Raw genomic sequence first — 22,286 nt, 5'->3', positions numbered from 1 at the left:
GGATGCTCGCTACGCGAGCCCGGGAATGACGGCTTCGCCGTCACTTGTCGTAGACCCAGATCGGCCGCACCTCGATCGAACCGACGCGCGCGCTCGGAATTCGCGCGGCGATCTCGATCGCAGCGTTGAGATCCTTGGCCTCGATCAGATAGTAGCCGCCGAGCTGCTCGCGCGTTTCCGCGAACGGACCGTCGGTCGTCAGCGTCTTGCCGTCGCGCACGCGCACCGTGGTCGCGGTCGTGGTCGGGCGGAGCCGATCGCCGGCCTTGAAATTGCCGCTCCGGATGATGGATTGCGTAAAGGCCTCATACTCCGCCGACATCTTCTGGCTTGTTCCCGTGTCAATCTTCGCGTACTCGACCTCGTTCTGGTAGATCATCAGCAGATATTGCATCGCTTCACTCCTGTTGTTCGGCTGTGTCGCCGACATCCAGTCGAACGGGGCACGCTCCAGACGACATCTTCAGGATAAATTATTTGCAGGCCGTGCGCGCGGCGATATCGGCTTGACGGGACCGTCACAAATGCCCCATGCATGCCCCCGTCAGTCGGCCGGACGGCCGCTCCGGCAGGTGCCGAAAGGCCGCCGGGGAGGAAAGTCCGGGCTCCCTTGACATGCGGTGCCGGATAACGTCCGGCGGGGGTGACCCCAGGGAAAGTGCCACAGAGAACGAACCGCTTCCTCCTCGGAGGAAGTAAGGGTGAAAAGGTGCGGTAAGAGCGCACCGCGGCTACGGCAACGGAGCCGGCATGGCAAACCCCACCGGGAGCAAAACCGAATAGGGACGGCGTAGCGGGCTGTTCGCGAAAGCGATAACGCCGCGGGGCGATGTCAGGCCCGCCGTCCGGGTAGGTTGCTCGAGGCCGTGTGCAAACACGGTCCCAGAGGAATGGCCGTCACGTATCGTCCGCGCAAGCGGGCGGTGCCCTACAGAACCCGGCTTACAGGCCGGCTGATATCTTGCAACGAGGGGTTCGGCGCCAACGCGCCGGGCCCCTCACCATTTTGGCCGAGCACGTCGCCCTCAACGGCGTCATTCCGGGGCGCGCGCAGCGCGAGCCCGGAATCCATCGCGCGGCAGAGTTGGTGGAAGAATGGATTCCGGGCTCGCGCCTTCGTCGCGCCCCGGAATGACGAGCGAGAATTAGGCGACGATCTCGTCCAACACCGCCATCAGCGCCTCCGGCGCGGTGACATTCGGGGCATGACTGGCGTCGAGCTCGAAATAACGCCATCCCTTCTCGTTCTTCGTGCGCGTCGCGAATTGCCCGAACACATCGCCCGGCGGGATGCGGGTGCAATAGATGTAGCTGCGCGGGATCGTCGGCTCGCCATGTTCGAGCCTCAGCTTCGTCTCGAAGCACTTGATGGGCATCGGCACCCGGCGCGCGTTCAGCCAGTCGAGATCGGGCTGCGGCGTATCCGGCGGCGGCGGGTTCGGCGGAATGCGATAGCCGTCGCCAGAAGCTGCCGCCCTTCGCATCGGCTCCCGCCCACCCTCGTTGAGATCGAACAGCGACTGGCCGTCGCGTGGCACGAAAGCATCGAGATAGATCAGTTGCCTCACGCGCTCGCGGGCGCGGTCGGCGACACCGGTCGCGACCATGCCGCCATAGCTGTGGCCGAGCAGCACGATGTCGCCGAGATCCTCGAATTTGATGACGTTGAGGATGTCCTGAATGTGCGTGTCGAGATCGATCGCCGGGCTGGCGAGATGCGCACGTTCGCCGAGGCCCGTATAAGTCGGAGTCACCAGGCGGTGACCGGCTTCAGCCATCAGCGGATGCACCTTCTTACAGGCCCATCCGCCGGACCATGCGCCATGACAGAGCAGGAAGGTCTTCGCGCGTGCGGCCATCGGCGTTTCCATCGTTGCTGTTTCGTCGATGGAGTGTAGCGACCGGCCGCGTGATGTAAACGCCGCCTCAGGCGGCGCGGGTGTCGGCCTTCACCAGCACAGGCGCGAGCTCGCCCGCCTCGCGCCGCTGCTTGCCCGTCTCGAATCCGTGCATGCCGAGCTGCCATTGCAGCCCGACGATGGCGCCCTTGGTCGGCTGCAGCAGTGCGAGCGAGGCGAACAGCGTCACCGGAAGCCATACCGCCAGTTGCAACCAGACCGGCGGCGCATAGGCGGTCTCGACCGCGAGGATCGCCGGCACCACGAGATGGCCGACCACGACCATCACGAGGTAGGCGGGAAAGTCGTCGGCACGCTGGTGGAACAGCTCCTCACCGCAATGATCGCAACTATGGGCGACTTTCAGGAAACGGCCGAAGAGATCCCCTTCGCCGCAATTCGGGCACTTGCCGCGAAAGCCGCGCCACATCGCCTTCCCAAGAGAGACTGAACCGGCCGCCATGACCACACCTCTTCCTTTTCGACGATCCATACAATAATAGGCTGTATCCATACATTCAAAGGATACGGACCCAAATTGCATGGATTGGATCCCGACAATCTCGGAGCTGTCAGGCCCGCGCTACCAGCGCATCGTCGATGCCATGGAGGCGGACATCGCCGCCGGCCGGCTGGTGCGCGGCCAGCAATTGCCGACCCAGCGCGCGCTGGCCAAGGCGCTCGACGTCGATCTCACCACGGTGACGCGCGCCTACACCGAGGCGCGGCGCCGCGGCCTCATGGAGGCGCGGGTCGGACAGGGTTCGTTCGTGTCGGAGACCAGCGCGCGCCGCGCGGTCGACCTGCCGCATCCCGTCGCGATCGATCTGTCGATGAACGTGCCGCCGCATCCGCTGGAGGCACAGCTCGACGAACGCATCATCGCCGGGCTGGAATCCATCCGGGCGCAATCGGGCCTGACGGCGTATCTCAACTATCAGCCGCCCGGCGGCAGCGCGCATGAGCGCGAGGTCGCGGCGCGCTGGATGCGCGCGCGAGTGCCGCACGCGCATGCCGACAGGCTCGTGGTCTTTCCGGGCGCGCAGACGATCCTGTTCAACCTGCTCGCGCACCTTGCGAGGCCCGGCGATGTCGTGCTGACGGAAGCGCTGACATTCCCCGGCATCAAGGCCGCAGCCGCGCAGCTCGGCATCAGGCTCGTCGGGATCGCCATGGATGATGGCGGCATCCTGCCCGATGCGCTGGCAAGGGCCTGCCGCGCGCACAAGCCTAGGGCCGTCTATCTCATTCCGACGCTGCACAATCCGACCACCGCGACGCTTTCTCCCGAACGGCGCGGTGCCGTCGCAAAGATCATCCGCGACGCCGACACGATCCTGATCGAGGACGACGCCTACGGCCTGCTCGACCGCTCGGCATCGCCGATCGCCAATCTCATTCCCGAGCGGACTTATCTTGCGACCACGCTGTCGAAATGCATCGCACCGGCGTTACGCGTTGCCTATCTGGTGACGCCCGATGGCGGCGCGCAGCGACAGATGCGTACGTCTCTGCAGGCGACGGTGCAGATGCCGGCGCCACTGATGGTCGCACTGGTGACGCATTGGATCGAGACCGGCGTTGCCGATCGCATCATCACCGCCATTCGCAACGAAGCAGTCGGCCGTCAGCAGCTCGCGCAACGCACGCTGAAGGGCTTCCAATTCCTGGCGAGGCCGGCAGCGCATCATCTGTGGCTGCGACTGCCCGAGCGCCGGCCCGATGTGGCCGCAGATCTCCTGCGGAACGGACTTGCGATCGTCGCCGCCGACGCCTTCACAGTCGGCGGGACACCACCGCAGGCGGCCCGGGTCTCGCTGGGGGCGGCCCGGAACAGATCTGAATTGACGGCAGCGCTGCGCATCCTGGTCGGCGCGCTGCAGAAGCCCGCCGACACCAGGCAGATCGTCTAGATCATCGACGATGACGGCGATGGCCGGAGCGCACGATCGTCGCCGCGACGTAGGGCTGTAGCGAAAGCCCGACGCGCCGCAGATCACGCTTGCATGCGGGATGGATTGACTTGCACGGCAGCATGCGTGCTATGCGGGCGACGGCGATCAACTTTCGGGATCGCCGCGGCGAAGGACAATCTGTTGGAAACGCTCACCTACGTCATGCTGCTCCTCGGCGCATTGGCCGGCGGCTTCGTCTCGGGGCTGGCGGGGTTCGGCACGGCGCTGATGGCACTCGGCATCTGGCTCTACGTGCTGCCGCCCTCGCTCGCGGTGCCCCTGGTGCTGATCTGCTCGGTGATCGCGCAGACCTCGACGCTGCCTTCGATGTGGAAGAGCTTTGACCTCTCGCTGGTCTGGCCGTTCCTGATCGGAGGGCTGCTCGGCGTGCCGCTGGGGACCATGATGGTCGCCTCGGCCGATCCCAAAGTGTTCAAGCTGAGCGTCGGCATTTTAATTCTGGTCTTTTCAAGCGCGATGTATCTGAACAAGAGGCCGCTCGCGATCACGTTCGGCGGCCGCTTCGCCGACGGCGCGATCGGCTTTGCCGGCGGTATCCTTGGCGGCCTCGCCGGATTATCGGGTCCGCTGCCGATCCTGTGGGCCAACATCCGCGGCTGGAACAAGCACGAGCGGCGCGGCATCTTCCAGCTCTTCAATTTCACGGTGCTTGCCACCGCGCTGGTGCTGCAGACCGCATCGGGTCTCGTAGAGCTCAAGGTGGTCTGGCTCGCGCTGGTCGCCTTTCCAGGCACCTTGATCGGCGCCTGGGCCGGCGCACGCGTCTATCACGCCCTCAACGACAAGCATTTTGGCGATGTCGTGCTCGGCCTGCTGTTCCTGTCGGGCCTGACCCTGGTCTGGAACAGTCTCGGCGCGCTCTAGCTCCTCCCAGCGAAGAACAAGCTGTCGTCACACCGGCTCGCGGGCGAGAGGCGCAACGGGTTCGGGGCTCCCCTGCTCTGGGCCCTTCTCCTTCGGCGCCAAACTCAGACGCTTGTTGAATTCGCGGTGCAGCAGCCACAGGCTCAAGCCGGCCTGCAACGTGGTCGTTGCGACCGACAGGTACCAGACGTGCTCCATGCGAAAGCCCGGCAGCGTCGAGAGCCAGATCGCCGGCAGCGAATAGGTGAACACGCGCGTCGCCGAGCTCAGGAGCACCGGCTTGGTGTTGCCGAGGGCCTGGAACATGCTCGAGCAGGTGAAGATCAGCCCCTGCGCTACCATGTTGAGCGAGATGATCCGCAGGAACAGATAGGCGATCTCCATGGTCTCGCGGTCGTTCGAGAATCCGCCGAGCAGCAAATCCGGCTCCACCTGCGCAAGGGTCATGAAGCCGGCCATCACGAGCGTGACGATCAAGGCGGCCTTGACGAAGGTTTCCCGCACGCGCGCAGCGTTGGCTGCGCCGAAATTCTGGCCGGCGATCGGCCCGGCCGCCAGCCCGACCGCAAGCGCAGGCATGTTGATCAGGCCGAGCACGCGCTGCCCGATGCCGAAGCCCGCCTGCGCCGCCGCGCCGAAATCGCGCAGCACGTAGTAGACCACCGCCATGAAGATGAACATCATCGCGAACTCGCCGCCGGCCGGCAGGCCGACATTGAGAACGCGCATGAGATGACGCGGCTGTGGACGCCACTGCGCCGGATTGAAGGCGACATAGCGCTCGACCTTGCGGAAATAGACAAGCAGCATCAGCGCGCCGACGGCGACCGCGATCGAACTCGCCAGCCCTGCGCCGGCAACGCCGAGCGCATAGCCGGTGCCCCATCCCGAGATCAGCACCGGCGCCAGCGCGATGTTGATGACGACGGCAAGCGTCTGCACCAGCATGACAGGACGAACGATACCGGTGGCACGCAGCGCTGATCCCATCACCTGGGTCGCGAACTGCAGCGCGAGCGCCGGCATGAACCACAGCAGGTAAGTGGTCCCGGCCTCGATCGTGGCTTGGTCCGCCGCGATCGCACGCATATAGGCGCGCGACAGCGCAGCACCTGCGATCAGGGTCAACAATCCGAACAGCACCGACAGCACCATCGCCTGGTTGAAGATCAGGTTTGCATCCGCCCGGTCCTTGCGTCCCACGGCATGCGCGATCAGCGCCACCGCGCCGACGCCGAGCACCTGCATCAGCCCGTTGACGAGGAAGCCGGCATTGCCGGCCGCGGCAACGCCCGCGACCGCGGCGTCGCCCAGGCCCGACACGAAGTAGAGGTCGACCAGCTGGCAGATCATGATCGTGACCATGCCGACCATGATCGGAGGGGCCATGGCCAGGATGTGTCTCACGATGGAGCCGTTCGTCAGGTCTTTCATGTCGTTCACCTATGGCGGCGCGACGTCGGGACCTTCGCCCCGTCGCCGCGCGCCTCACTCCGCTGCGATCTGTCCGAGCTCCACGACCTGTCGCTCGAACAGGCCGCGATAGACGCCGTCTTGCTTGGCTGCGAGCATCGCATGCGTGCCTTGCTCGACGATCTCGCCTCGGTCGAACACCAGAATGCGGTCGAGGCTCCTCACCGTCGACAGCCGGTGCGCAATCACGATCGAGGTGCGGCCCTTCATCAACCGCTCCATCGCCTGCTGGATCAGCGCCTCCGATTCCGAATCGAGGCTCGACGTCGCCTCGTCCAGGATCAGCACCGGCGCGTCCGCCAGGAACGCACGCGCCAGCGCCACGCGCTGCCGCTCGCCGCCCGACAGTTTCACCCCGCGCTCGCCGACCAGCGTGCCGTAGCCCTTTGGCAGGCGCAGGATGAAGTCGTGCGCGTTCGCCAGCCGCGCCGCCTGCTCGATTGCCTCCAGGCTGGCACCGGGCCGGCCATACGCGATGTTCTCCGCAAGCGTGCGGTGGAACAGGATCGGCTCCTGCTGCACGATGGCGATCTGGCTGCGCAGCGATTGCTGCGTGGCGCGCGCGATGTCCTGCCCGTCGATCAGCACGCGGCCACCGCTGACGTCGTAGAGCCGCTGCACCAGCTTGACGAAGGTGGTCTTGCCGGAGCCGGAGCGGCCGACCAGGCCGACGCGTTCGCCGGCGCGGATCCTGACCGACAAGCCGTCGTACAGCGGCGCACGGTGGCCGCCATAGTGGAACGTGACGTCGTCGAACACGATCTCGCCGCCCTCGATCGCGATCGGCCGCGCATCGGACGCATCCGCAATCCCGATCGGCTCGTCATGGATCGCCACCAACTCATCCATGTCGTTGACCGAGCGCTGGAGGTTGTTGATGTGCATGCCGACGTCCCGCAGATAGGCATGGATGACGTAATAGCTCGTCAGCACATAGGTGACGTCGCCGGGCGAGGCATGCCCAGACATCCACAGCAGTACCGAGCCGCCGATCACGGACCCCCGCAAGCATAACAGCAGCGAGAGCTGCGCCATGGACGTGTAGTTGTAGCGATACCAGGTCCGCCGCACGCGCACCCGCCAGCGGTTGATGACGCGGGCGAGCCGCGCCTCTTCGCGCATTTCGGCGCCGAAGGATTTCACCACCGCGTTGCAGGTCAGCGCGTCCGCCAGCGTGCCGCCGACCTTGGTGTCCCAGGCATTGGAGACGCGTGCGGCCGGCGCGATGTAACGCGTCGAGAACACCACCGTCGTGATGACGTAGAGGATCGCCCCGATCGCGATCACCAGGCCAAGCGAGGCCCAATGCAAGCCGAGCAGGATCATCGAGCCGACCAGCACCAGAAGCGAGGGCGCCAGCGCCATCAGGATGGTGTCGTTGAGCAGGTCGAGCGCCCACATGCCACGGGTGATCTTGCGCACCGTGGAGCCTGCAAAGGAGTTCGCGTGCCAGTCGGTCGAGAATCGCTGTACGCGCGTGAACGCGTCCTGCGCGACGTCGGACATGATCTTCAGCGTGAACGGCACGATCGCCTGCAGGCCGACGAGCCGCAGCACCATCGAAGCCGCGCCCAGCGCCACGATGGCGCCGAATGCCACCAGCGCCGCGTGGCGCGCCTCGGGATCCGACGGGCCGCGCGTCAGCGCATCGACCAAGTGTCCCGAGAACACCGGCATGAACAGATCGGCGACGGTCGCACCGAGGAGGCCGCCGGCCACGATCAGGCCGCGCCCCGGCTGCTTCAGCCAGTGCCGGAATACGAAGGGCAGCACCACCCGAATGGCGGCGGGTCTCTTGGACAGAGCGGTCATGACATCATCCGGCCGCACGCGCGGGCCGGCTCCATCGATGGACACAGGCCGGCCGCGAGGGCCGAAACGGCGTCACTCAAAACTGACTTTGACTTGGGAAGCGGAGCGATCGGGACGCCAGGTCGAAACCTTGGCCCAATCGAAGCTGGCGGAAGAGGCCTCTAGCAGGCCGCGTACATACCGAACCAGATCATCATCGAGCGCGGGCGTACGATCTGCGAATGCGACGAAATCATGCAAATCCCTCCCGGTTCGATTGAATGAGGTGCGCTTTATAGATGTGTCGCTCGCGCTTTGCAACGGGGCCGGTGCGAGATCACGGACGAGTGTTGCAAATTAGTGCGCATCGCCCCCGGCACCGAACGGCGACGGCGGCCTCTTCAGCAGCATCACCAGCAAGCTGAGAGCGAGATAGAACAGCGTCAGGATGAAGAAGGCATCGCCGAAGCTCATCACCACGGCCTGGCGATGAACCAGCTGGGAAAGCTGCTTCATCGCCATCAGCGTGGAATCGCCAAGCCCCTGAAACTTCTGCATGAACATGCTCAGGGTTTCGGTGGCGGTCGCGTTGCCCCAGGTCACGCGCTCCTGCAGGCGGCTGATGTGAAGGTCGGTGCGGTCGTTGAGCACGGTGTTGATGACGGCGAGGCCGAGCGCGCCGCCGAGATTGCGCATCAGGTTGAACACGCCGCTCGCGTTCTTCACCTTGTCGGGTGGCAGGGTGCCGAGCGCAACGTTGTTGGTCGGGACCATTGCGAACATCATGCCGACGCCGCGCAGGATCTGCGGCACCAGCAGTTCATAGAAATCGTAGTCCCGCGTCATCCAGGTCATCTGGTAGGAGCCGAGCGCGAACACGACGAGGCCGAACGCAATCATGTAGCGCATGTCGACTTTCGCCATGAGCCGGCCGACCAGCGGCGCGACCAGGAACATGGTGATGCCGGAGACGAACATGGTGTCGCCGATCATCAGCGCGCTGTAGCCGCGCACCTCGGCGAGATAGCGCGGATAGATGTAGGTCAGGCCATAGAGCCCGATGCCGATGCAGAACTGCAGCGTACAGCCGACAGCGAAATTGCGGTCGGTGAAGGTGCGCAAATTGACGATCGGCTCGGCCGCGGTGAAGACGCGCCAGAAGAAGGCGATCGCCGAGAGCCCGCAGATCCAGGCGCAGATCGCCACCGAAGTGTCCTGCATCCATTCATATTGCGGGCCTTCCTCCAGCACGTATTCCAGCGTGCCGAGGAAGCCGGCCATGAACAAGAGGCCCCACCAGTCGAAGCGGTCGAGCAGCTCGAAATGCGGCTCGTCGAAATCGACCAGCGCCAGCACGCCGACGGTGATGCCGATGCCGGGCACGACGTTGATGAAGAACAGCCAGTTCCACGACATCAGGTCGGTGATGTAGCCGCCGACCGTCGGTCCGATCGTGGGTGCGAGGGTCGCGACCAGCCCGATGATGGGGCCGACGATGTGGAATTTCGATCGCGGGAAGACGGTATAGGCCGATGCGAACACCGTCGGGATCATGCCGGCGCCCAGGAATCCTTGCAGCGCGCGCCAAAGGATCATCTCCTCGATGGTGGTGGCAAAGCCACAGAGCAGGCTCGAGGCGGTGAAGCCGGCCGCCGAGATCGCGAACAACAGCCGCGTGCCGAAGGCGCGCGACAGGAATCCCGACAACGGAATCGCGATCACCTCGGCGATCAGATAGGCGGTCTGGACCCATGAGACCTCGCTGGAGCTTGCCGACAGGCCGGCCTGGATCTCGCTGAGGGACGCCGAGACGATCTGGATGTCCAGGATCGACATGAACATCCCGAACACCATGATGATGAAGGCGAACAGCCGCTTCGGCGCGATGCGCTCCGACGCCGGGTCCGCCATCATGGCAGGTGAAGCGGTGGTGGAGTCTGCCATCGTGTCAGCTCGGAATCCTGCCAGCCGCGGGGTCGGTGCACCTCTCCCGCCTGCGGGAGAGGTCGGCGCGCAGCACCGGGTGAGGGTTCTCTCCGCTTGGGGACTGTCCCATTGCGGAAGCACCCTCTCCCCAGCCCTCTCCCGCAAGCGGGAGAGGGAGCGCGGCATCGCTCGGGGCTGGCGTCATCGCAGCCGCGCCTACTGCGGATGGACCGCGGGATCGTCGAGATCGACCTCGCTGTCGGCGTCGGCCGCGCCCTTGTTGGTGTCGACGGTGGCATAGACCGACATGCCGGCACGGAGCAGGTTCTGCTTGGCTACCGACTTCGGCACGCGGATGCGGACCGGCACGCGCTGCACGATCTTGGTGAAGTTGCCGGTGGCGTTGTCGGGCGGCAGCAGCGTGAACACCGAGCCCGCGCCCGCCGCGATGCTGTCGACCACGCCGGAGAACTTGCGCATGCCGTAGGCGTCGACCTTGATCGTCACCGGCTGGCCGGGACGGATGCGCTTGAGCTGCGTTTCCTTGAAATTGGCGTCGATATAGACGTCGTCCAGCGGCACGATGTTGCCGAGGCGCTGACCGACCGCGACGAAGTCGCCGGTGTTGACCAGGCGATTGGAGAACGTGCCGTTGACCGGCGCACGCACCGCCGTGAAGCTGAGATCGCGCTCCGCCTTGGCGAGCGTGGTCTTGAGCTCGGCGAGCTGGGCCTGCGCTTCGGCCTGCTGCGCCTTGGCGACATCGACATTGCTGACGGCAACGTCGTAGGCCGCCTGCGCGGCCTTGACCGCGGCGGCCCCCTGGTCGCGTCCGGCTTCCGAGCTCTCGAACACTGCACGCGAGGCAAACCCCTTGGTGCTCAGCGCCTGCTGGCGCTCGTAATCGAGATCGGCGCGTTTGAGGCCCGCTTCGGCCGAGACGAGCTGGGCCTTGGCCTGCGCGACCTGGCTGTCGAGCGCGGCGACCTGGCGGCCGATGCGATCGATGGTGGCCTGCTGGGTCGCGATCTTCGTTGCTGCCGCATCGACCGCGATCTTGTAGTCGCCGTCGTCGATGCGCAGGACGACGTCGCCGGCGCGTACCGGCGTGTTGTCGCCGGCGAGGATCGCGGCGACGTGTCCGGAGACGCGCGCGCCCAGCATGGTGTTGTTGGCGCGGACATAGGCGTCATCGGTGGAGACGTAGAAGCGGCCGACCAGCGTGTAATAGCCGGCGTAGCTCGCGGCGGCGAGCGCGAGCGCCAGACCGACGCCCATCAGGACGAATTTGCGCTTGCCGGATTTGGGAGAACCGGCAACGGGTGCGTCCGGTGCAGGTGCGGCCGGCTTGTCGGCCACGGGCTTCTCCGGCGCCTCGGCGGGGCGGCGCTTGGCCTCCTCGGCCTTTTGATCGCGCAGTTGCTCGGCAAGCGGAGCAGAGTTCTCGATCGCAGCGTTACCGGCGGCGTGCTCCGCCGCTTCCTGGCGAAGGACTCGCGCAGCCTGGTCTCTCGATGCCGCCATCAAGGCCTCCCAAAAAAGGCGATCGAGGACGGCCGGCCCGAAGCCCCATTTCCTGTCGCTGATCTCAAATATCATTGACCGAACGGTTCGGTCAATCTATATAATAGTTCCGAGTAGGACCCTACTGGTCCGAATCCTTATTTGCATCTCACCGTTCAGCACCTTGTCCAGAAAACTTCCGAGACCCTAAACCAATGGTTGTAGCCGACCGCGACCATCTGCACGTCATCCAGGAGGAGGACGGCTCCAAACGTCGTCAGATCCTGGACGGTGCCCGCAAGGTGTTCATGAATCTCGGCTTCGACGGCGCCAGCATGGGCGAGATCGCGCGCGCGGCGCAGGTCTCCAAGGGCACGCTCTACGTTTACTTCGCCGACAAAACCGCGCTGTTCGAGGCCATCCTCGAGCAGGAGGCGCTGCAGCACGGCCAGGTCGTGTTCAATTTCGATCCCGCGCGCGATGCCGAGACCACGCTGAAGGAATTCGGCCTCGCCTATCTTCATCTGGTCTGTCGGCCCGGTGGCGGATCGGCGATCCGTACCGTGATGGCGATCGCCGAGCGCATGCCCGATGTCGGCCGCCGCTACTATGCGCGCGTGCTGGACAAGAGCATCAACCGCCTTTCCGGTTATCTCAACGCCCGCGTCGCCTCGGGCGATCTCAGGATCGACGATTGCGATCTTGCCGCCTCCCAGTTCATGGAGCTTTGCAAGGCCTCGCTCTTCCTGCCCTTCGTGTTCCAGGCCGCCCCCGCACCGTCGGAACAGCGCATGAGCGAGGTGGTCGGCAGCGCGACGCGGATGTTCCTGGCGGCCTATAAGGCGACGTGACGGCCAGCGGGCCGCGCGTTGCGCAGGCCGGTCCGGCAGCATTATATTGCGGTCATGTCTCGTGATCTTCGCCCGCCGGTCGATATCCTCCATTATGAGATCGTCCAGGAACAGGCCTCGGCGCTCGGACGGATGGGCCGCGCACTCGAACAGAGTCTCGCGCGTTTGCGCGAATTCGACGCTGCTCACGCACCCTCGGAGGTTCCGGCCTCAATGCAACCGGCCAGGCGCAAGCTGGTGATGGAAGCTGGCCACGCGCTTTGGATGTTCGTCGTCCAACGTGAGGCGTCCGGCTTGCGCGACAGTCGCCATATCATGCGCACCTACAACGTCCCGGGCGAGGTGCAGCGCTGCATGGGGCTGGCCCCCGCACCGTCAAGCCGGCCTCGTAGATCGTAGCCTGCACGGAGCGAAGCGGAATGCGGCAACAATTTTCCCGGACTGCGCTTCGCTCCATCCGGGCCACGGGTGAAACGCGCCACTACTCGTCGATGTACTCGTCTTCCTCGTGCTTGCGCGCCATGCTCCTGCGCGCCCCCAGTGAACCGGTCACCGATAGCTCGCGCGCACTCGCATAGGGTCTGCGCGACTGCGCGCGCGCGGCGACCTCCTCGCCGGACGCGGCGGCGGGCTGGCAGATCAGGCGGCGACTGGCACGGCGCATCAGATCGACGTGGATGTGATCGTAGTGATAGACGTTCGACCCCGGCGCCAGAACGGTCGTGAAATGCGCGCAGGCTCCCGATTGCACGTCGCGCAGGAAACCCTGTTCCTCCGGCATGCCGCGCCAGCCGTCCTTGATGGTGACGCGGCGTCCGTCGGCGAGCACGAAGGCGGAGATGTCGAGCGCGTTGCCGAAGGCGTGTTCGGAGATGTGAGCACGCGAATTGCCGTTCATGCCGCGGCAGGAATAGGCGGAGATCTGCTTGATCTCGGCGACCCGGACGCCGAACCAGCGCATCGCCGAAGGCTGCACGGTGTCGGCGAGCCAGCGATCGAGCTCGGACACGATCGGGCAGGCCAGCGTCGCGGTCGGCTTGATCGCGACCGGACCGACGGCCGTGACGGAATTGCCCTGGGCGGGGCCGAGGCGCGGCAGCGGTTGCTGCGCAGGCGCCTGCGAGTAAGGCGCCGGCCGGGCCGGATAGCTCGGCGCATTCATGTAGCGCGCCGCGCCCTCGGCATCGGTGCCATCGGGCGGCAGGTCGATCTCGTCCTCCTGCGCCGCCACGCCCGGTGCGTTCAGCGACATCGGCCCGGACGAAGCACCGTAGCCGGCGGGTTGGCGCACCGCGCTTTCGGGATAGTTCGGCCGTTGCGGAATGGACGACGCCGGGTAATTCTGGCTCTGCGGATAATTCGACCGCGGCTGCGCCACCGGCCAACGCGGCTGGCCGCCGATGCTGCCGGGCGGGCGCAGCTCCTCGTCGGCAAAGCCGTAGCTGCCCGAGGCTTCGCCGATGGCCGCGACCTTCAGCGGAAACTCGGCGCCGCACATGCCGGGCCCGGAAATCGGGTCGATGCGGACGAGATCCGGCCCCTCCTTCACCGCGCCCGATTTCAGGCATGCGGCTTCCGCCTCGGCCCGCCACGGTTCACGTTCGGCCTGGAAGAAGCCGCGTCCGCAACCCGCTAGCGAAACAAGGACGATGGAGCCGACGAGATACAAACGAACTCCGCGCGTCATGCACGCACGTTCGGTGAATTTACTTAAAGACTCTTCAACACGTTGATTTCAGTGTTCTTTAACCATGCGGGCTCGTCCGCGCCGCCACCCGGCAGGAACCGAGCGACAGCAGGGCTGACTTTATTGAGACGAGACTCTCTGTTAACCATGATGCTCGCGCGCAGACTGGCGCGCGTAGAGGGAGCGACCTCATGACGTTCGCCGGGAAACTGAGCGTAGTCACCGCCTACCTCGCCATGGCCTTCGTCGGCGCCATCGTGCTCGGCATGATCTAGCAGCTCATCAAGCGCATCGAAGGCGGCTTCCCCTTCTCCCCTTGGAGGAGGTGGCGCGAAGCGTCGGATGAGGGGTTCTATCCTCGCGCGCCGGCGTTCGCTGACAGACCCCTCGCCCTGCAAGAAGATGAAAGAGACAATCCGGCGCGACGCTACGACCGTGCACTCAATTGCCGCGAGGTCGTGATCAGTTGCTCGCGCGGCGCCTCGACCCGCGTCCAGTCGTTGCCGGAGCACCAGAAACGCCAGAGCGCACAGGCCTCGACGTGCAGCCTGCCGGAGCTCTTCAGGGTCATCGTCGCGTAATAGGTGTTGCCGCTGGAGCGGCTGTAGATGCTGCCGGTCCAGACCTCGTGCGATTTCGGCTTCATGTTGACGAGCACGCTCTCGCCCCGGTTCGAGGCCTCGGTCAGCGCGTAACCGCACAGCCCGGGCCCGCAGCGCTCGATGCGGACCGTGCCCTTGGCGCCGTTGCTCTCCCATTCGCCGAGCGGCGTATGGGCCTGCTCGCCGTCGTTGCGCTGTGCGACCGCCACGGTCTGCTTGATCTCGGGGCTCGGGACAGGCGGCGGCTCCATGCGCGGCGGATCGAGCGTCACGGATTTCTGCAGATCGACGCGCGGCACCTCAGCGCGCGGCGGATTGGAATCCGGCGCCTCAGCTCTTGGCAGCTCCGGTCTGAGTGTCTGCGGCGGCACGACGGGCTGCGATGTCGTGGCGGCCAGCGTCGGGGCTGGAGCAGCCGGCGGCGGCGCGACCACGGTCGCCGGCGGCGGCCGAACCGAGATGGCCGGAGCGACCGGCGGCGTCTGGACAATTGGCGCCGGCGGCGGGACCGGTCTCGTCGCGGCGTCTTCCACCGGCCGAAAGCTGCGATTGGACGAGATCGACACGCAGGATGTGGATCGGCACGTTCTGGGCGCCTCGACATGGAAGCGATGGCCGCCAATCGAGATGGAATAGGAACCGGCCTCGGCCGCCGGCGCGATCGCCATCAGCGCGATCAATGTGCCAAGCGAAGTCGCAAGCCGTTGCATCGCCCTCTCCCTCAATGTCGCGACGACCTTACGCAGAGGAATTGCGGCTGAATGTGCGCTGCCTCACCCAAAGGGCGCGCCGCCGTTGTGACCCCCGTCACAGAACACCGGGCCGGTCCGGCATAGGGTCGAACCACGCTTCATCCACCGGCGACTTCAGTCCATATCGGGACCGCGCCATTTTCGGAGGTTGTCATGAACAAGCTCACCGTCGCCGCCACCGCGCTCTTCCTGGCCTCGACCGCCGCTGCCCATGCCGGTGGCAATACGATCTCGTTCCAGATCGAGGGCCAACACATCCGGATCGAGACGCCGCGCAACTGCGCCTCGCTCAACTGCGTGACCATCGTCGCACCGGGCCTGTCGGACAAGCCGATCAAGCTGAACAACATCAACCTCAAGGGCCTCGGCGGCTCCAAGGATGATGACGTCGACACCACGCCGGCTCCGGCGACGACCGCGCAGCCCGCGCCGGCTCCGGTGCAGCAGCAGCCCTTGCCGCAGGCGCCGGTTCAGGCGACCGCACCGGCCGCACCAATTGTCGCCCCCGCCGCGCCCGCGTCGACCGTTGCTGCCGCGCCGTCCGTCGATACGACGACGCAGCCCGCGCCCCTCGCGGCGCCAGCTCCCGTTACTGCGCCCGCTCCGGTGGCGGCTGCTCCCGCTCCGGCTCCGGTGGCCGCCGCGCCTGTGGCCGCACCGAACTCGCCGATCGGCGTGTGGGCGACCGAAGAGGGTAAGGGCAATGTCCGCGTCGAGCCGTGCGGCGCCAATCTGTGCGGCTATGCCGAGAAGACCAACGAGCGCATCCTGATCAACATGAAGCCCGAGGGCTCGAAGTGGAGCGGCCGCATCCACGATCCCAATTCCGGCCGCAACTACGACTCGACCATCGCGATGAAGGGCCCGAATGCGATGCGCGTGCAGGGCTGCGCCTTCGGCGGCATGTTCTGCGGCGGCCAGACCTGGAAGCGCGTCAGCTGACGCGCGGAGCGCGTTAGCTCCGACACATGCGCTATCTTCGTCATGCCCGGGCTTGTCCCGCCTGCGCGGCCGAAGCCGCTTCGGCGAGGCGAAGGCCCGGGCATCCACGTTCTTGGTGCCGCGCGTCGAGACGTGGATGGCCGGGTCAAGCCCCGCCATGACACTGGAGAGATAGCGAGTCCCGTTAGCATCGCGCACGCTACAACAGGCGCGCGCTTGTTGTCCGGCACACGTTCATCCGCCATTCAGGTCCCCCCGGCTGAAATCGGCCGATCTCGCCTCGCGTTCTCACCGGGACTTCCTCGTGACATCAATGCTGGCTTGGCGCCGCTTCGTGTTCGCGCTTGCGCTGCTGGCATTGCCGCTGGCGGGCGGCGGCATGGCGCATGCATCCGATGCAATCGAGCTTGCTCAGGCGCAGCCGCAAGGCCAACCGGCGCCAGCACCTGCCCCGACGCCCTCGGCCTCCCCGACGCCGGCTACGGACGCACAAACCACCGCCGTCGAGCCGATCGGCAACGTCGCGACCGTCACGGGCATCGCGACCGTGATCCGCGACAAGAACTCCTATCCTTTGCGCGTGCGCGACGACATCTATCTCAACGACGTCGTGCAGACCTCGTCGAACTCCTCGCTCGGCATCACCTTCAGCGACGCGACCACGTTCAATCTGTCCGCCAGCTCCAAGATCACGATCGACAATTACGTCTATGAGGACGGCGGCAGGCAGAACTCCGGAATCTTCGACATAGGCAGGGGCACGGTCGCCTTCGTTGCGGCGGCAGTGGCGAAGACAGGCAACATGAAGATCACGACGCCCACGGCGACGCTCGGCATCCGCGGCACCACCGGCGTCGTGGAGGTGCCCGAAGGCGCGGCCGCGAGCGGCGCGCGCAACGTCAACATCAAGCTCTATCCCGACGCCGACGGCCGCGTCGGGCACATCGACGTCGACGACCGCACCAGCGGCACGCGCCTCGGCGCGCTGACGCAAGGCGCCAGCGGCTTTGCGATCCGGCCTGGCGCGGGCGGCATGCGCTTTGCCGCCGTGCCGATCACGATTCCCGCACGGCAGATCGCGCGCGACCGCGGCTTCGTCAGCCAGGTCCATCTGGCGCAGACCACCGGCCGCCAGATCGTCACCGAGCAGCGCGACTTCCGCCGCGCCAATCCAGGCGCGCTCAGCCGCATCCCGCCGCCGGCGCAACCGCCGCAGCAACAGCAATTGCGACCGACGACCGCGCCCGGACAGCAGCCGCAGCGCCCGAACGGCCAGGACAACCGTCCAGGTCAGCAGCAGCCGGGCGCGCCGGGCCGGCAAGGCGCCCAGCCGCCGCAGCGGCAAGGCGGCGCGGTGCAGCCGGGGAACCCACGTGCGGGCCAGGGGCCGCAGCGAGGCCAGCAGCAACAGGGTCAACCGCAACCCGGTCAGCAGCAAGGTGCCGGACGTCCAAGTGCACCGCGCACGGAACAGAACACGGCTCCCAGCGGCACGCCGCAAACCCAGCCGCCGCGCCGTGGACGAATTCAGCCCGGAGGAATCGTGCCACCGCAGTCGCCGAACACACAGCCGCAACTGCCGCGTACCGGCATGCAACCGGGCCAGCCGCCCGCGGCTCAACCGCCAAGCTTGCAGCGCCCCGGCGGATTCCAGCAGCGCCTCCCGGCCGCACAGCGCCCGGCAGCTCCGCGCAAACCGGCGCCAGCCCCGAAGGAGAAGGAGCGGCGGTGACAGTGCCGCCCCTCACCCTGAGGAGCTTGCGAAGCAGGCGTCTCGAAGGACGAGGCCACAGTCGGGCCGCATGGTTCGAGACGCGCGCGATGCGCTCCTCACAGGGTCAACGTCAAGCACGCCGCTCTATCCTCCGTGGAAGGAGCTCAGGCTCTTACAGGTCCGTCAACTCGCGGATGTCTCCAGACTCGCAAGCGGCGTGACTCAAGACTTCACGCCTCGCCGCGCAGCCAGGCCTTCACCTTTTGCAACAGGCCGTGCCGCAACTCCTCGACGGAGACGGCTTCGGCGGGTGTCAGCGTCTGCAAGGCCGCATCGATGTCATCGGCCGATTGCGCCGGCGATGGCGCCAGCCCGGCGGCAAGCGCGATCGGGCCGGCCTGGGTCAGGAACGCGCGTTCATATTCGCGCGACAGCCGGCCGATCGCATCGTCCAGCGAGAGCCAGTCGACCGCCTTGATGTCATTCGTCAGCTTGCGGACCGGCCCGCCCTCGGCCTCCATGCGCCAGAAATGCACGACCTTCAAGCGTCCGCCGGACTGGTAGGCGAGCGTGCCGAGGAATTCGTGCACGGCGACGTCGTGGCCGGTCTCCTCCAGCACCTCGCGATGCGCGGCCTCTTTCGGCGTCTCGCCGTCGTCGAGCTTGCCCTTGGGCAGGACCCATTCGTTGCGCTTGCGTTGGCGCACGACCGCGATCAGCGGCGTCGAACCACGCCGCAGCACGATACCACCCGCCGCCATCACCGGCGCCCGCGCCATCACCAAATCCGTCGTCGTCGAATCGTCCCCACCGACGATATAGGCGGCGGGGACGGCGGATTGAAGGCTACTTTCTTCTGAGCAGCGCCTGGCCGGCACGGATGCGCGTGCCCTCGGCGATACCGTCGCAGAAGGTGAAATCGCCGGGCGCCAGGATGATGATGGTCGAGCCGTGCTCGAACCAGCCGAGCTCCTCGCCCTTGGCCACCTTGACGTCGCAGGGGAAATTGACCGGGCCGCGCGTCTGCGCGTTCAGCACCCTATCGAGGAAATGCAACCGGATGCTCGCGACCAGGATCGCTGCGACCGGCACCAGCGTCACGGCCTCGCCGGTCGAAAGATGCGTGCGGATCACCGCGCGCTCGTTCTTGCAGAACAGCCGCTCGACCCGCTTCAGGGCGATCGGGTTGACGTTCCAGACGTCGCCATGGATCAGCGTGACGCCCTCGATCTGCGCATCATAGGGCGCATGGAAGCGGTGATACATGCTCGAGGTCAGCCGCAGCGTGACGAAGCGGCCGTTGCGGTGCCGGTCGACCAGCGCGGAATCGCCGACGAGGTCGAGCAGCGAATAGGGCGCGCCCTTGACCTGGAATAGCTCGGTGTCGGCGATCCTGCCATGCGCGCCGACGATGCCGTCCGACGGGCTGGCGACGATGGAAGGGTCCGGATCGAACGGCCGCAGGCCCGGCTTCAGCTCCCGCGTGAAGCAATCATGCAGGCTCCTGAAATGGGTCTTCTTCGCCTCCGACAGATCGAGGTCGGAGAACAGCTTCCACAGCGCGATCGAGACGTCCCGCACGAAGGGATTCTCGATCTTGGAGAACCAGCCCATGAAGCGGGTCAGTGCCGCGCGGGGGATGCGGTTGGTCAACAGGAAGTTGATGTCTTCCTGCTGGGTGAAAGAGGCGATAAGGGCTTTGACTGTCATGAATCTGTCAGCTCACAGTATTAGCGCTTGTTGTCATGGAAACGACACTCCCGATTCTCTCGATGTCCGTGGCCGCCGCAGCGTCCGCTGCCGCCGTCTTCCCGAAGATCAAGGCGCGGGTCGAGTTGTCCCGCGCCAAGCACCGCTCGCTCGCCGGACACTCCAAGATGTCGCGGCGGGTGGCAAAGCTGCTCCCGTTCTACGAGTTCGGAGAGAACGACTACTTCGCGTGCGACGGCGCGCCGGCGAACATCGCCGCGCAGCGCAAGGACGGCTTCTTCCGTCTCGCCGCCCTCTACGCCGAGCGCTACCCGAAGGGCCGCGCGATGACGAAGGAGGCGGCGGACAAGATCTCCGACCTGAACTTCACCGAGAGCTATCGCGTGCCGTTCCAGTTCACGCGCCTGGTCCGCGAGCATCTGGGCACCTCGACCTTCGTGGAATCCTCCAGCGGCGTCACCGTCACCGATGTCGACGGCAACACGTCGTACGATCTCACCGGGTCCTACGGCGTCAACATCTTCGGCAACGACTTCTACAAGGAGTGCATCGAGGGCGCCGAGAAGCGCGCGCATGCGCTCGGCCCGGTGCTCGGCCCCTACCATTCCGTCATCCTCGACAACGTGACCCGGCTCTGCCGGATCTCGGGCCTCGACGAGGTCTCGTTCCACATGTCCGGCACCGAAGCGGTCATGCAAGCGGTGCGGCTGGCGCGCTACCATACCAAGCGCACGCATCTGGTTCGTTTCGCCGGCGCCTATCACGGCTGGTGGGGCGACGTGCAGCCCGGCGTCGGCAACCCGATTCCCGCGCACGAGACCTACACGCTTGCCGAGATGTCGGAGAAGACGCTGCATGTCCTGCGCAAGCGCCGCGACATCGCCTGCGTGCTGGTCAATCCGCTGCAGGGCCTGCACCCCAACGCCAACGCGCCCGGCGATTCCGCGCTGGTCGATTCCTCCCGCGGCGGCAATTTCGACCGCGCCGCTTACACCGAATGGCTGAAGAAGCTGCGTGAGGTCTGCGACCAGCGCGGCATCGTGCTGATCTTCGACGAGGTCTTCGTCGGCTTCCGTCTCGCCGCCGGCGGCGCCCAGGAATATTTCGGCGTCAAGGCCGACATGGTGACCTACGGCAAGAGTCTCGCCGGCGGCCTGCCGGTCGGCGTCGTCTGCGGCAAGCGCGAGCTGATGCGCCGCTTCCGCGACGACCGTCCCGCCGATATCTGCTTCGCCCGCGGCACGTTCAACTCGCATCCCTATGTCATGACGGCGATGGACGAGTTCTTGAGCCGCCTCGCCAGCCCGAATTTCCGCGCGGTCTATGAAGGCCTCGACGAGACCTGGAACGGCCGCTGCGGGAAACTCAACCGGATGATGGAGGACGCCGACCTGCCGGTGCGGTTCGCCAACTTCTCCTCGATCTGGACGGTGAAATACACGACGCCCTCCCGCTACAATTGGATGCTGCAATATTATCTGCGTGCCGAAGGTCTGGCGCTGAGCTGGGTCGGCACCGGCCGGTTGATCTTCAACCTGAACTACACCGACGCCGACTTCGCCGAAGTCGCCGAACGCTTCGTCCGCGCGGCCGCGAAGATGAATGCCGACGGCTTCTGGTGGCACGACGGCGTGCTCACCAACAAGCAGATCAAGCGGCAGATTCTGAAAGAGATGCTGGCCAAGCGCTTCGGGCGCTGAGGCTTCATACTCCGAAGCCGTCATGGCCGGGCTTGTCCCGGCCATCCACGCGTCTCCGCACGATGGCTTCAAGACGTGGATGCCCGGGACAAGCCCGGGCATGACGTAGACCATAAACATTCGCGACCTGGGCAGGGGCCGTATCAGGCGTGCTGCTCTTCGAGCGTGGGCTCGCCGATCAGGCCCAGCGTGTGCTCGGGGTTGAGGTGCAGGCCGGGATCCATCAGCTCGCCGCGCATCAGCGCCAGCGGAGCCTTGTGATACAGCATCAGATCGTGGAACGGATCGGTCAGGATCTTGGTCATCCAGACGAGGCCGGTCTCGACGTCGCGGATGAAGAACAGGTGCACGGTGCGGAACAACAGGCCGCCGCCGCCGACCACGAGCCAGATCTTGGCGACCTGCCGCGTGAAGTCGGTCGCGCCTTGCCACGGCGTGAACAGGCCGAACAGGGTCGGATCGAGGAACAGAACCAGCGGCGAGGCCGCCCAGATCGCCATCAGCACGACCTTGCGCTGCAGGTTGTAGCCGACCTTGATCTCTTCCTTGTATTCGTGCGTCGCCTGGTTGACGTGATCGTAGGTATGCGGCTCGAAGAAGAAGTGGCCGGCCTGGCGCGAGGTCATCGAGACCAGCCAGCCGACCAGCGCGGAGACGACGGGATCGACAAACAGCCAGACATAGGCGAACAGGAAGCTCAGCGCGCTGACGAAGTGCAGGCTCTGGTTGATGCGGCTGTGGTGATAGTAGCGATGGTCGTCCCAGCGCTGGATCCGCAGCTGCTCGAGATAATTCTTGATCATGCTCTTCCCCAAAATGCTTTCCGCTACGGGGTTAAAGGGATTCGATGTACGCCGTGTGACAACATCATCTTGTCATGTGATGGCACGCAGCGGC

The 22,286-nt window shown here is 65.8% G+C and carries 19 protein-coding genes and 1 other RNA gene; 8 read left to right on the top strand and 12 right to left on the bottom strand.

Annotated features, from left to right (window positions below; all coding sequences use genetic code 11):
• Window positions 1–40 precede the first annotated feature (40 nt).
• Window positions 41–394, bottom strand: a complete 354-nt coding sequence (locus E4K64_RS07110) for a YciI family protein (protein ID WP_135162878.1) — start codon at window positions 392–394, stop codon at window positions 41–43.
• Between the two features lie 150 nt (window positions 395–544).
• Between E4K64_RS07110 and rnpB the strand changes: the two genes are divergently transcribed.
• Window positions 545–961: RNase P RNA component class A (rnpB, locus tag E4K64_RS07105), an RNA gene on the top strand.
• A 184-nt stretch (window positions 962–1,145) separates the two neighbouring features.
• Here rnpB and E4K64_RS07100 read toward each other — a convergent pair.
• A complete protein-coding gene (locus tag E4K64_RS07100) occupies window positions 1,146–1,859 on the bottom strand; it encodes an alpha/beta fold hydrolase (protein ID WP_167771854.1) in 714 nt (237 codons plus the stop codon).
• Window positions 1,860–1,926: 67 nt separating this feature from the next.
• Window positions 1,927–2,391 (bottom strand): DUF983 domain-containing protein, encoded by a 465-nt coding sequence (locus E4K64_RS07095; protein WP_167771853.1) that lies wholly within the window; start codon window positions 2,389–2,391, stop codon window positions 1,927–1,929.
• A 49-nt stretch (window positions 2,392–2,440) separates the two neighbouring features.
• Between E4K64_RS07095 and E4K64_RS07090 the strand changes: the two genes are divergently transcribed.
• Both E4K64_RS07090 and E4K64_RS07085 read left to right on the top strand, forming a co-directional pair.
• Window positions 2,441–3,811 carry an aminotransferase-like domain-containing protein gene (locus E4K64_RS07090; RefSeq protein ID WP_135162875.1) on the top strand — a complete coding sequence of 457 codons (1,371 nt, stop codon included), beginning with the start codon at window positions 2,441–2,443 and terminating at the stop codon, window positions 3,809–3,811.
• Between the two features lie 183 nt (window positions 3,812–3,994).
• Window positions 3,995–4,738, top strand: coding sequence for a sulfite exporter TauE/SafE family protein (locus E4K64_RS07085; protein WP_135162874.1), 744 nt, complete (start codon window positions 3,995–3,997; stop codon window positions 4,736–4,738).
• 27 nt (window positions 4,739–4,765) lie between these two features.
• Here the strand turns inward: E4K64_RS07085 and E4K64_RS07080 are convergent, their stop codons facing one another.
• The 4 genes from E4K64_RS07080 to E4K64_RS07060 all read right to left on the bottom strand — a co-directional run bounded on the left by E4K64_RS07080 (window position 4,766) and on the right by E4K64_RS07060 (window position 11,452).
• On the bottom strand, window positions 4,766–6,172 hold the full coding sequence (locus tag E4K64_RS07080) for an MATE family efflux transporter (RefSeq protein ID WP_135162873.1): 1,407 nt from the start codon (window positions 6,170–6,172) through the stop codon (window positions 4,766–4,768).
• A 54-nt stretch (window positions 6,173–6,226) separates the two neighbouring features.
• The gene (locus E4K64_RS07075) at window positions 6,227–8,023 is read right to left on the bottom strand and encodes an ABC transporter ATP-binding protein (protein WP_167771852.1); all 1,797 of its coding nucleotides are present in this window, start codon (window positions 8,021–8,023) and stop codon (window positions 6,227–6,229) included.
• A gap of 336 nt (window positions 8,024–8,359) precedes the next feature.
• On the bottom strand, window positions 8,360–9,946 hold the full coding sequence (locus tag E4K64_RS07070; protein WP_135162870.1) for a DHA2 family efflux MFS transporter permease subunit: 1,587 nt from the start codon (window positions 9,944–9,946) through the stop codon (window positions 8,360–8,362).
• 198 nt (window positions 9,947–10,144) lie between these two features.
• Window positions 10,145–11,452 (bottom strand): HlyD family secretion protein, encoded by a 1,308-nt coding sequence (locus E4K64_RS07060; protein WP_135162867.1) that lies wholly within the window; start codon window positions 11,450–11,452, stop codon window positions 10,145–10,147.
• A 194-nt stretch (window positions 11,453–11,646) separates the two neighbouring features.
• Here E4K64_RS07060 and E4K64_RS07055 point away from each other — a divergent pair, with 194 nt between their 5' ends.
• Together E4K64_RS07055 and E4K64_RS07050 are read left to right on the top strand one after the other, a co-directional pair.
• A complete protein-coding gene (locus tag E4K64_RS07055) occupies window positions 11,647–12,282 on the top strand; it encodes a TetR/AcrR family transcriptional regulator (RefSeq protein ID WP_135162865.1) in 636 nt (211 codons plus the stop codon).
• A 54-nt stretch (window positions 12,283–12,336) separates the two neighbouring features.
• On the top strand, window positions 12,337–12,681 hold the full coding sequence (locus tag E4K64_RS07050; protein WP_135162863.1) for a DUF6665 family protein: 345 nt from the start codon (window positions 12,337–12,339) through the stop codon (window positions 12,679–12,681).
• An 82-nt stretch (window positions 12,682–12,763) separates the two neighbouring features.
• Here the strand turns inward: E4K64_RS07050 and E4K64_RS07045 are convergent, their stop codons facing one another.
• Window positions 12,764–13,969, bottom strand: coding sequence for an extensin-like domain-containing protein (locus tag E4K64_RS07045; RefSeq protein ID WP_135162861.1), 1,206 nt, complete (start codon window positions 13,967–13,969; stop codon window positions 12,764–12,766).
• 427 nt (window positions 13,970–14,396) lie between these two features.
• Entirely contained in the window at window positions 14,397–15,281 is an 885-nt protein-coding gene (locus E4K64_RS07040) for a DUF2147 domain-containing protein (protein WP_135162859.1), read from the bottom strand.
• Window positions 15,282–15,476: 195 nt separating this feature from the next.
• Here E4K64_RS07040 and E4K64_RS07035 point away from each other — a divergent pair, with 195 nt between their 5' ends.
• The gene (locus E4K64_RS07035; protein WP_135162857.1) at window positions 15,477–16,265 is read left to right on the top strand and encodes a DUF2147 domain-containing protein; all 789 of its coding nucleotides are present in this window, start codon (window positions 15,477–15,479) and stop codon (window positions 16,263–16,265) included.
• 313 nt (window positions 16,266–16,578) lie between these two features.
• The gene (locus E4K64_RS07030) at window positions 16,579–17,997 is read left to right on the top strand and encodes a FecR family protein (RefSeq protein ID WP_167771870.1); all 1,419 of its coding nucleotides are present in this window, start codon (window positions 16,579–16,581) and stop codon (window positions 17,995–17,997) included.
• 212 nt (window positions 17,998–18,209) lie between these two features.
• On the opposite strand, the gene E4K64_RS07025 is transcribed toward E4K64_RS07030, so the two are convergent.
• Both E4K64_RS07025 and asd read right to left on the bottom strand, forming a co-directional pair.
• Window positions 18,210–18,758 (bottom strand): NUDIX hydrolase, encoded by a 549-nt coding sequence (locus tag E4K64_RS07025; protein WP_135162854.1) that lies wholly within the window; start codon window positions 18,756–18,758, stop codon window positions 18,210–18,212.
• A 67-nt stretch (window positions 18,759–18,825) separates the two neighbouring features.
• A complete protein-coding gene (asd, locus tag E4K64_RS07020) occupies window positions 18,826–19,689 on the bottom strand; it encodes an archaetidylserine decarboxylase (protein ID WP_135162853.1) in 864 nt (287 codons plus the stop codon).
• A 35-nt stretch (window positions 19,690–19,724) separates the two neighbouring features.
• Here asd and E4K64_RS07015 point away from each other — a divergent pair, with 35 nt between their 5' ends.
• Window positions 19,725–21,389: an aminotransferase class III-fold pyridoxal phosphate-dependent enzyme gene (locus E4K64_RS07015; RefSeq protein ID WP_135162852.1), complete on the top strand. Its 1,665-nt coding sequence runs from the start codon at window positions 19,725–19,727 to the stop codon at window positions 21,387–21,389.
• 143 nt (window positions 21,390–21,532) lie between these two features.
• Here the strand turns inward: E4K64_RS07015 and E4K64_RS07010 are convergent, their stop codons facing one another.
• On the bottom strand, window positions 21,533–22,192 hold the full coding sequence (locus E4K64_RS07010) for a hypothetical protein (protein ID WP_135162850.1): 660 nt from the start codon (window positions 22,190–22,192) through the stop codon (window positions 21,533–21,535).
• Between the last annotated feature and the right edge of the window lie 94 nt (window positions 22,193–22,286).

This window comes from Bradyrhizobium frederickii, assembly GCF_004570865.1.
Lineage (GTDB): Bacteria > Pseudomonadota > Alphaproteobacteria > Rhizobiales > Xanthobacteraceae > Bradyrhizobium > Bradyrhizobium frederickii.
Note: the sequence above shows the minus strand (reverse complement) of the source record. Positions and strands in the feature narration are given on the sequence as shown.

Coding starts and splice junctions, on each gene's coding strand:
- E4K64_RS07045 (WP_135162861.1), bottom strand. CDS start 13,969: ATGACGCGCGGAGTTCGTTTGTATCTCGTCGGCTCCATCGTCCTTGTT.
- E4K64_RS07010 (WP_135162850.1), bottom strand. CDS start 22,192: ATGATCAAGAATTATCTCGAGCAGCTGCGGATCCAGCGCTGGGACGAC.
- E4K64_RS07075 (WP_167771852.1), bottom strand. CDS start 8,023: ATGACCGCTCTGTCCAAGAGACCCGCCGCCATTCGGGTGGTGCTGCCC.
- E4K64_RS07070 (WP_135162870.1), bottom strand. CDS start 9,946: ATGGCAGACTCCACCACCGCTTCACCTGCCATGATGGCGGACCCGGCG.
- E4K64_RS07050 (WP_135162863.1), top strand. CDS start 12,337: ATGTCTCGTGATCTTCGCCCGCCGGTCGATATCCTCCATTATGAGATC.
- E4K64_RS07040 (WP_135162859.1), bottom strand. CDS start 15,281: ATGCAACGGCTTGCGACTTCGCTTGGCACATTGATCGCGCTGATGGCG.
- E4K64_RS07080 (WP_135162873.1), bottom strand. CDS start 6,172: ATGAAAGACCTGACGAACGGCTCCATCGTGAGACACATCCTGGCCATG.
- E4K64_RS07015 (WP_135162852.1), top strand. CDS start 19,725: ATGGAAACGACACTCCCGATTCTCTCGATGTCCGTGGCCGCCGCAGCG.
- E4K64_RS07090 (WP_135162875.1), top strand. CDS start 2,441: ATGGATTGGATCCCGACAATCTCGGAGCTGTCAGGCCCGCGCTACCAG.
- E4K64_RS07060 (WP_135162867.1), bottom strand. CDS start 11,452: ATGGCGGCATCGAGAGACCAGGCTGCGCGAGTCCTTCGCCAGGAAGCG.
- E4K64_RS07095 (WP_167771853.1), bottom strand. CDS start 2,391: ATGGATCGTCGAAAAGGAAGAGGTGTGGTCATGGCGGCCGGTTCAGTC.
- E4K64_RS07100 (WP_167771854.1), bottom strand. CDS start 1,859: ATGGCCGCACGCGCGAAGACCTTCCTGCTCTGTCATGGCGCATGGTCC.
- E4K64_RS07030 (WP_167771870.1), top strand. CDS start 16,579: ATGCTGGCTTGGCGCCGCTTCGTGTTCGCGCTTGCGCTGCTGGCATTG.
- E4K64_RS07110 (WP_135162878.1), bottom strand. CDS start 394: ATGCAATATCTGCTGATGATCTACCAGAACGAGGTCGAGTACGCGAAG.
- E4K64_RS07055 (WP_135162865.1), top strand. CDS start 11,647: ATGGTTGTAGCCGACCGCGACCATCTGCACGTCATCCAGGAGGAGGAC.
- E4K64_RS07025 (WP_135162854.1), bottom strand. CDS start 18,758: ATGGCGCGGGCGCCGGTGATGGCGGCGGGTGGTATCGTGCTGCGGCGT.
- E4K64_RS07035 (WP_135162857.1), top strand. CDS start 15,477: ATGAACAAGCTCACCGTCGCCGCCACCGCGCTCTTCCTGGCCTCGACC.
- asd (WP_135162853.1), bottom strand. CDS start 19,689: ATGACAGTCAAAGCCCTTATCGCCTCTTTCACCCAGCAGGAAGACATC.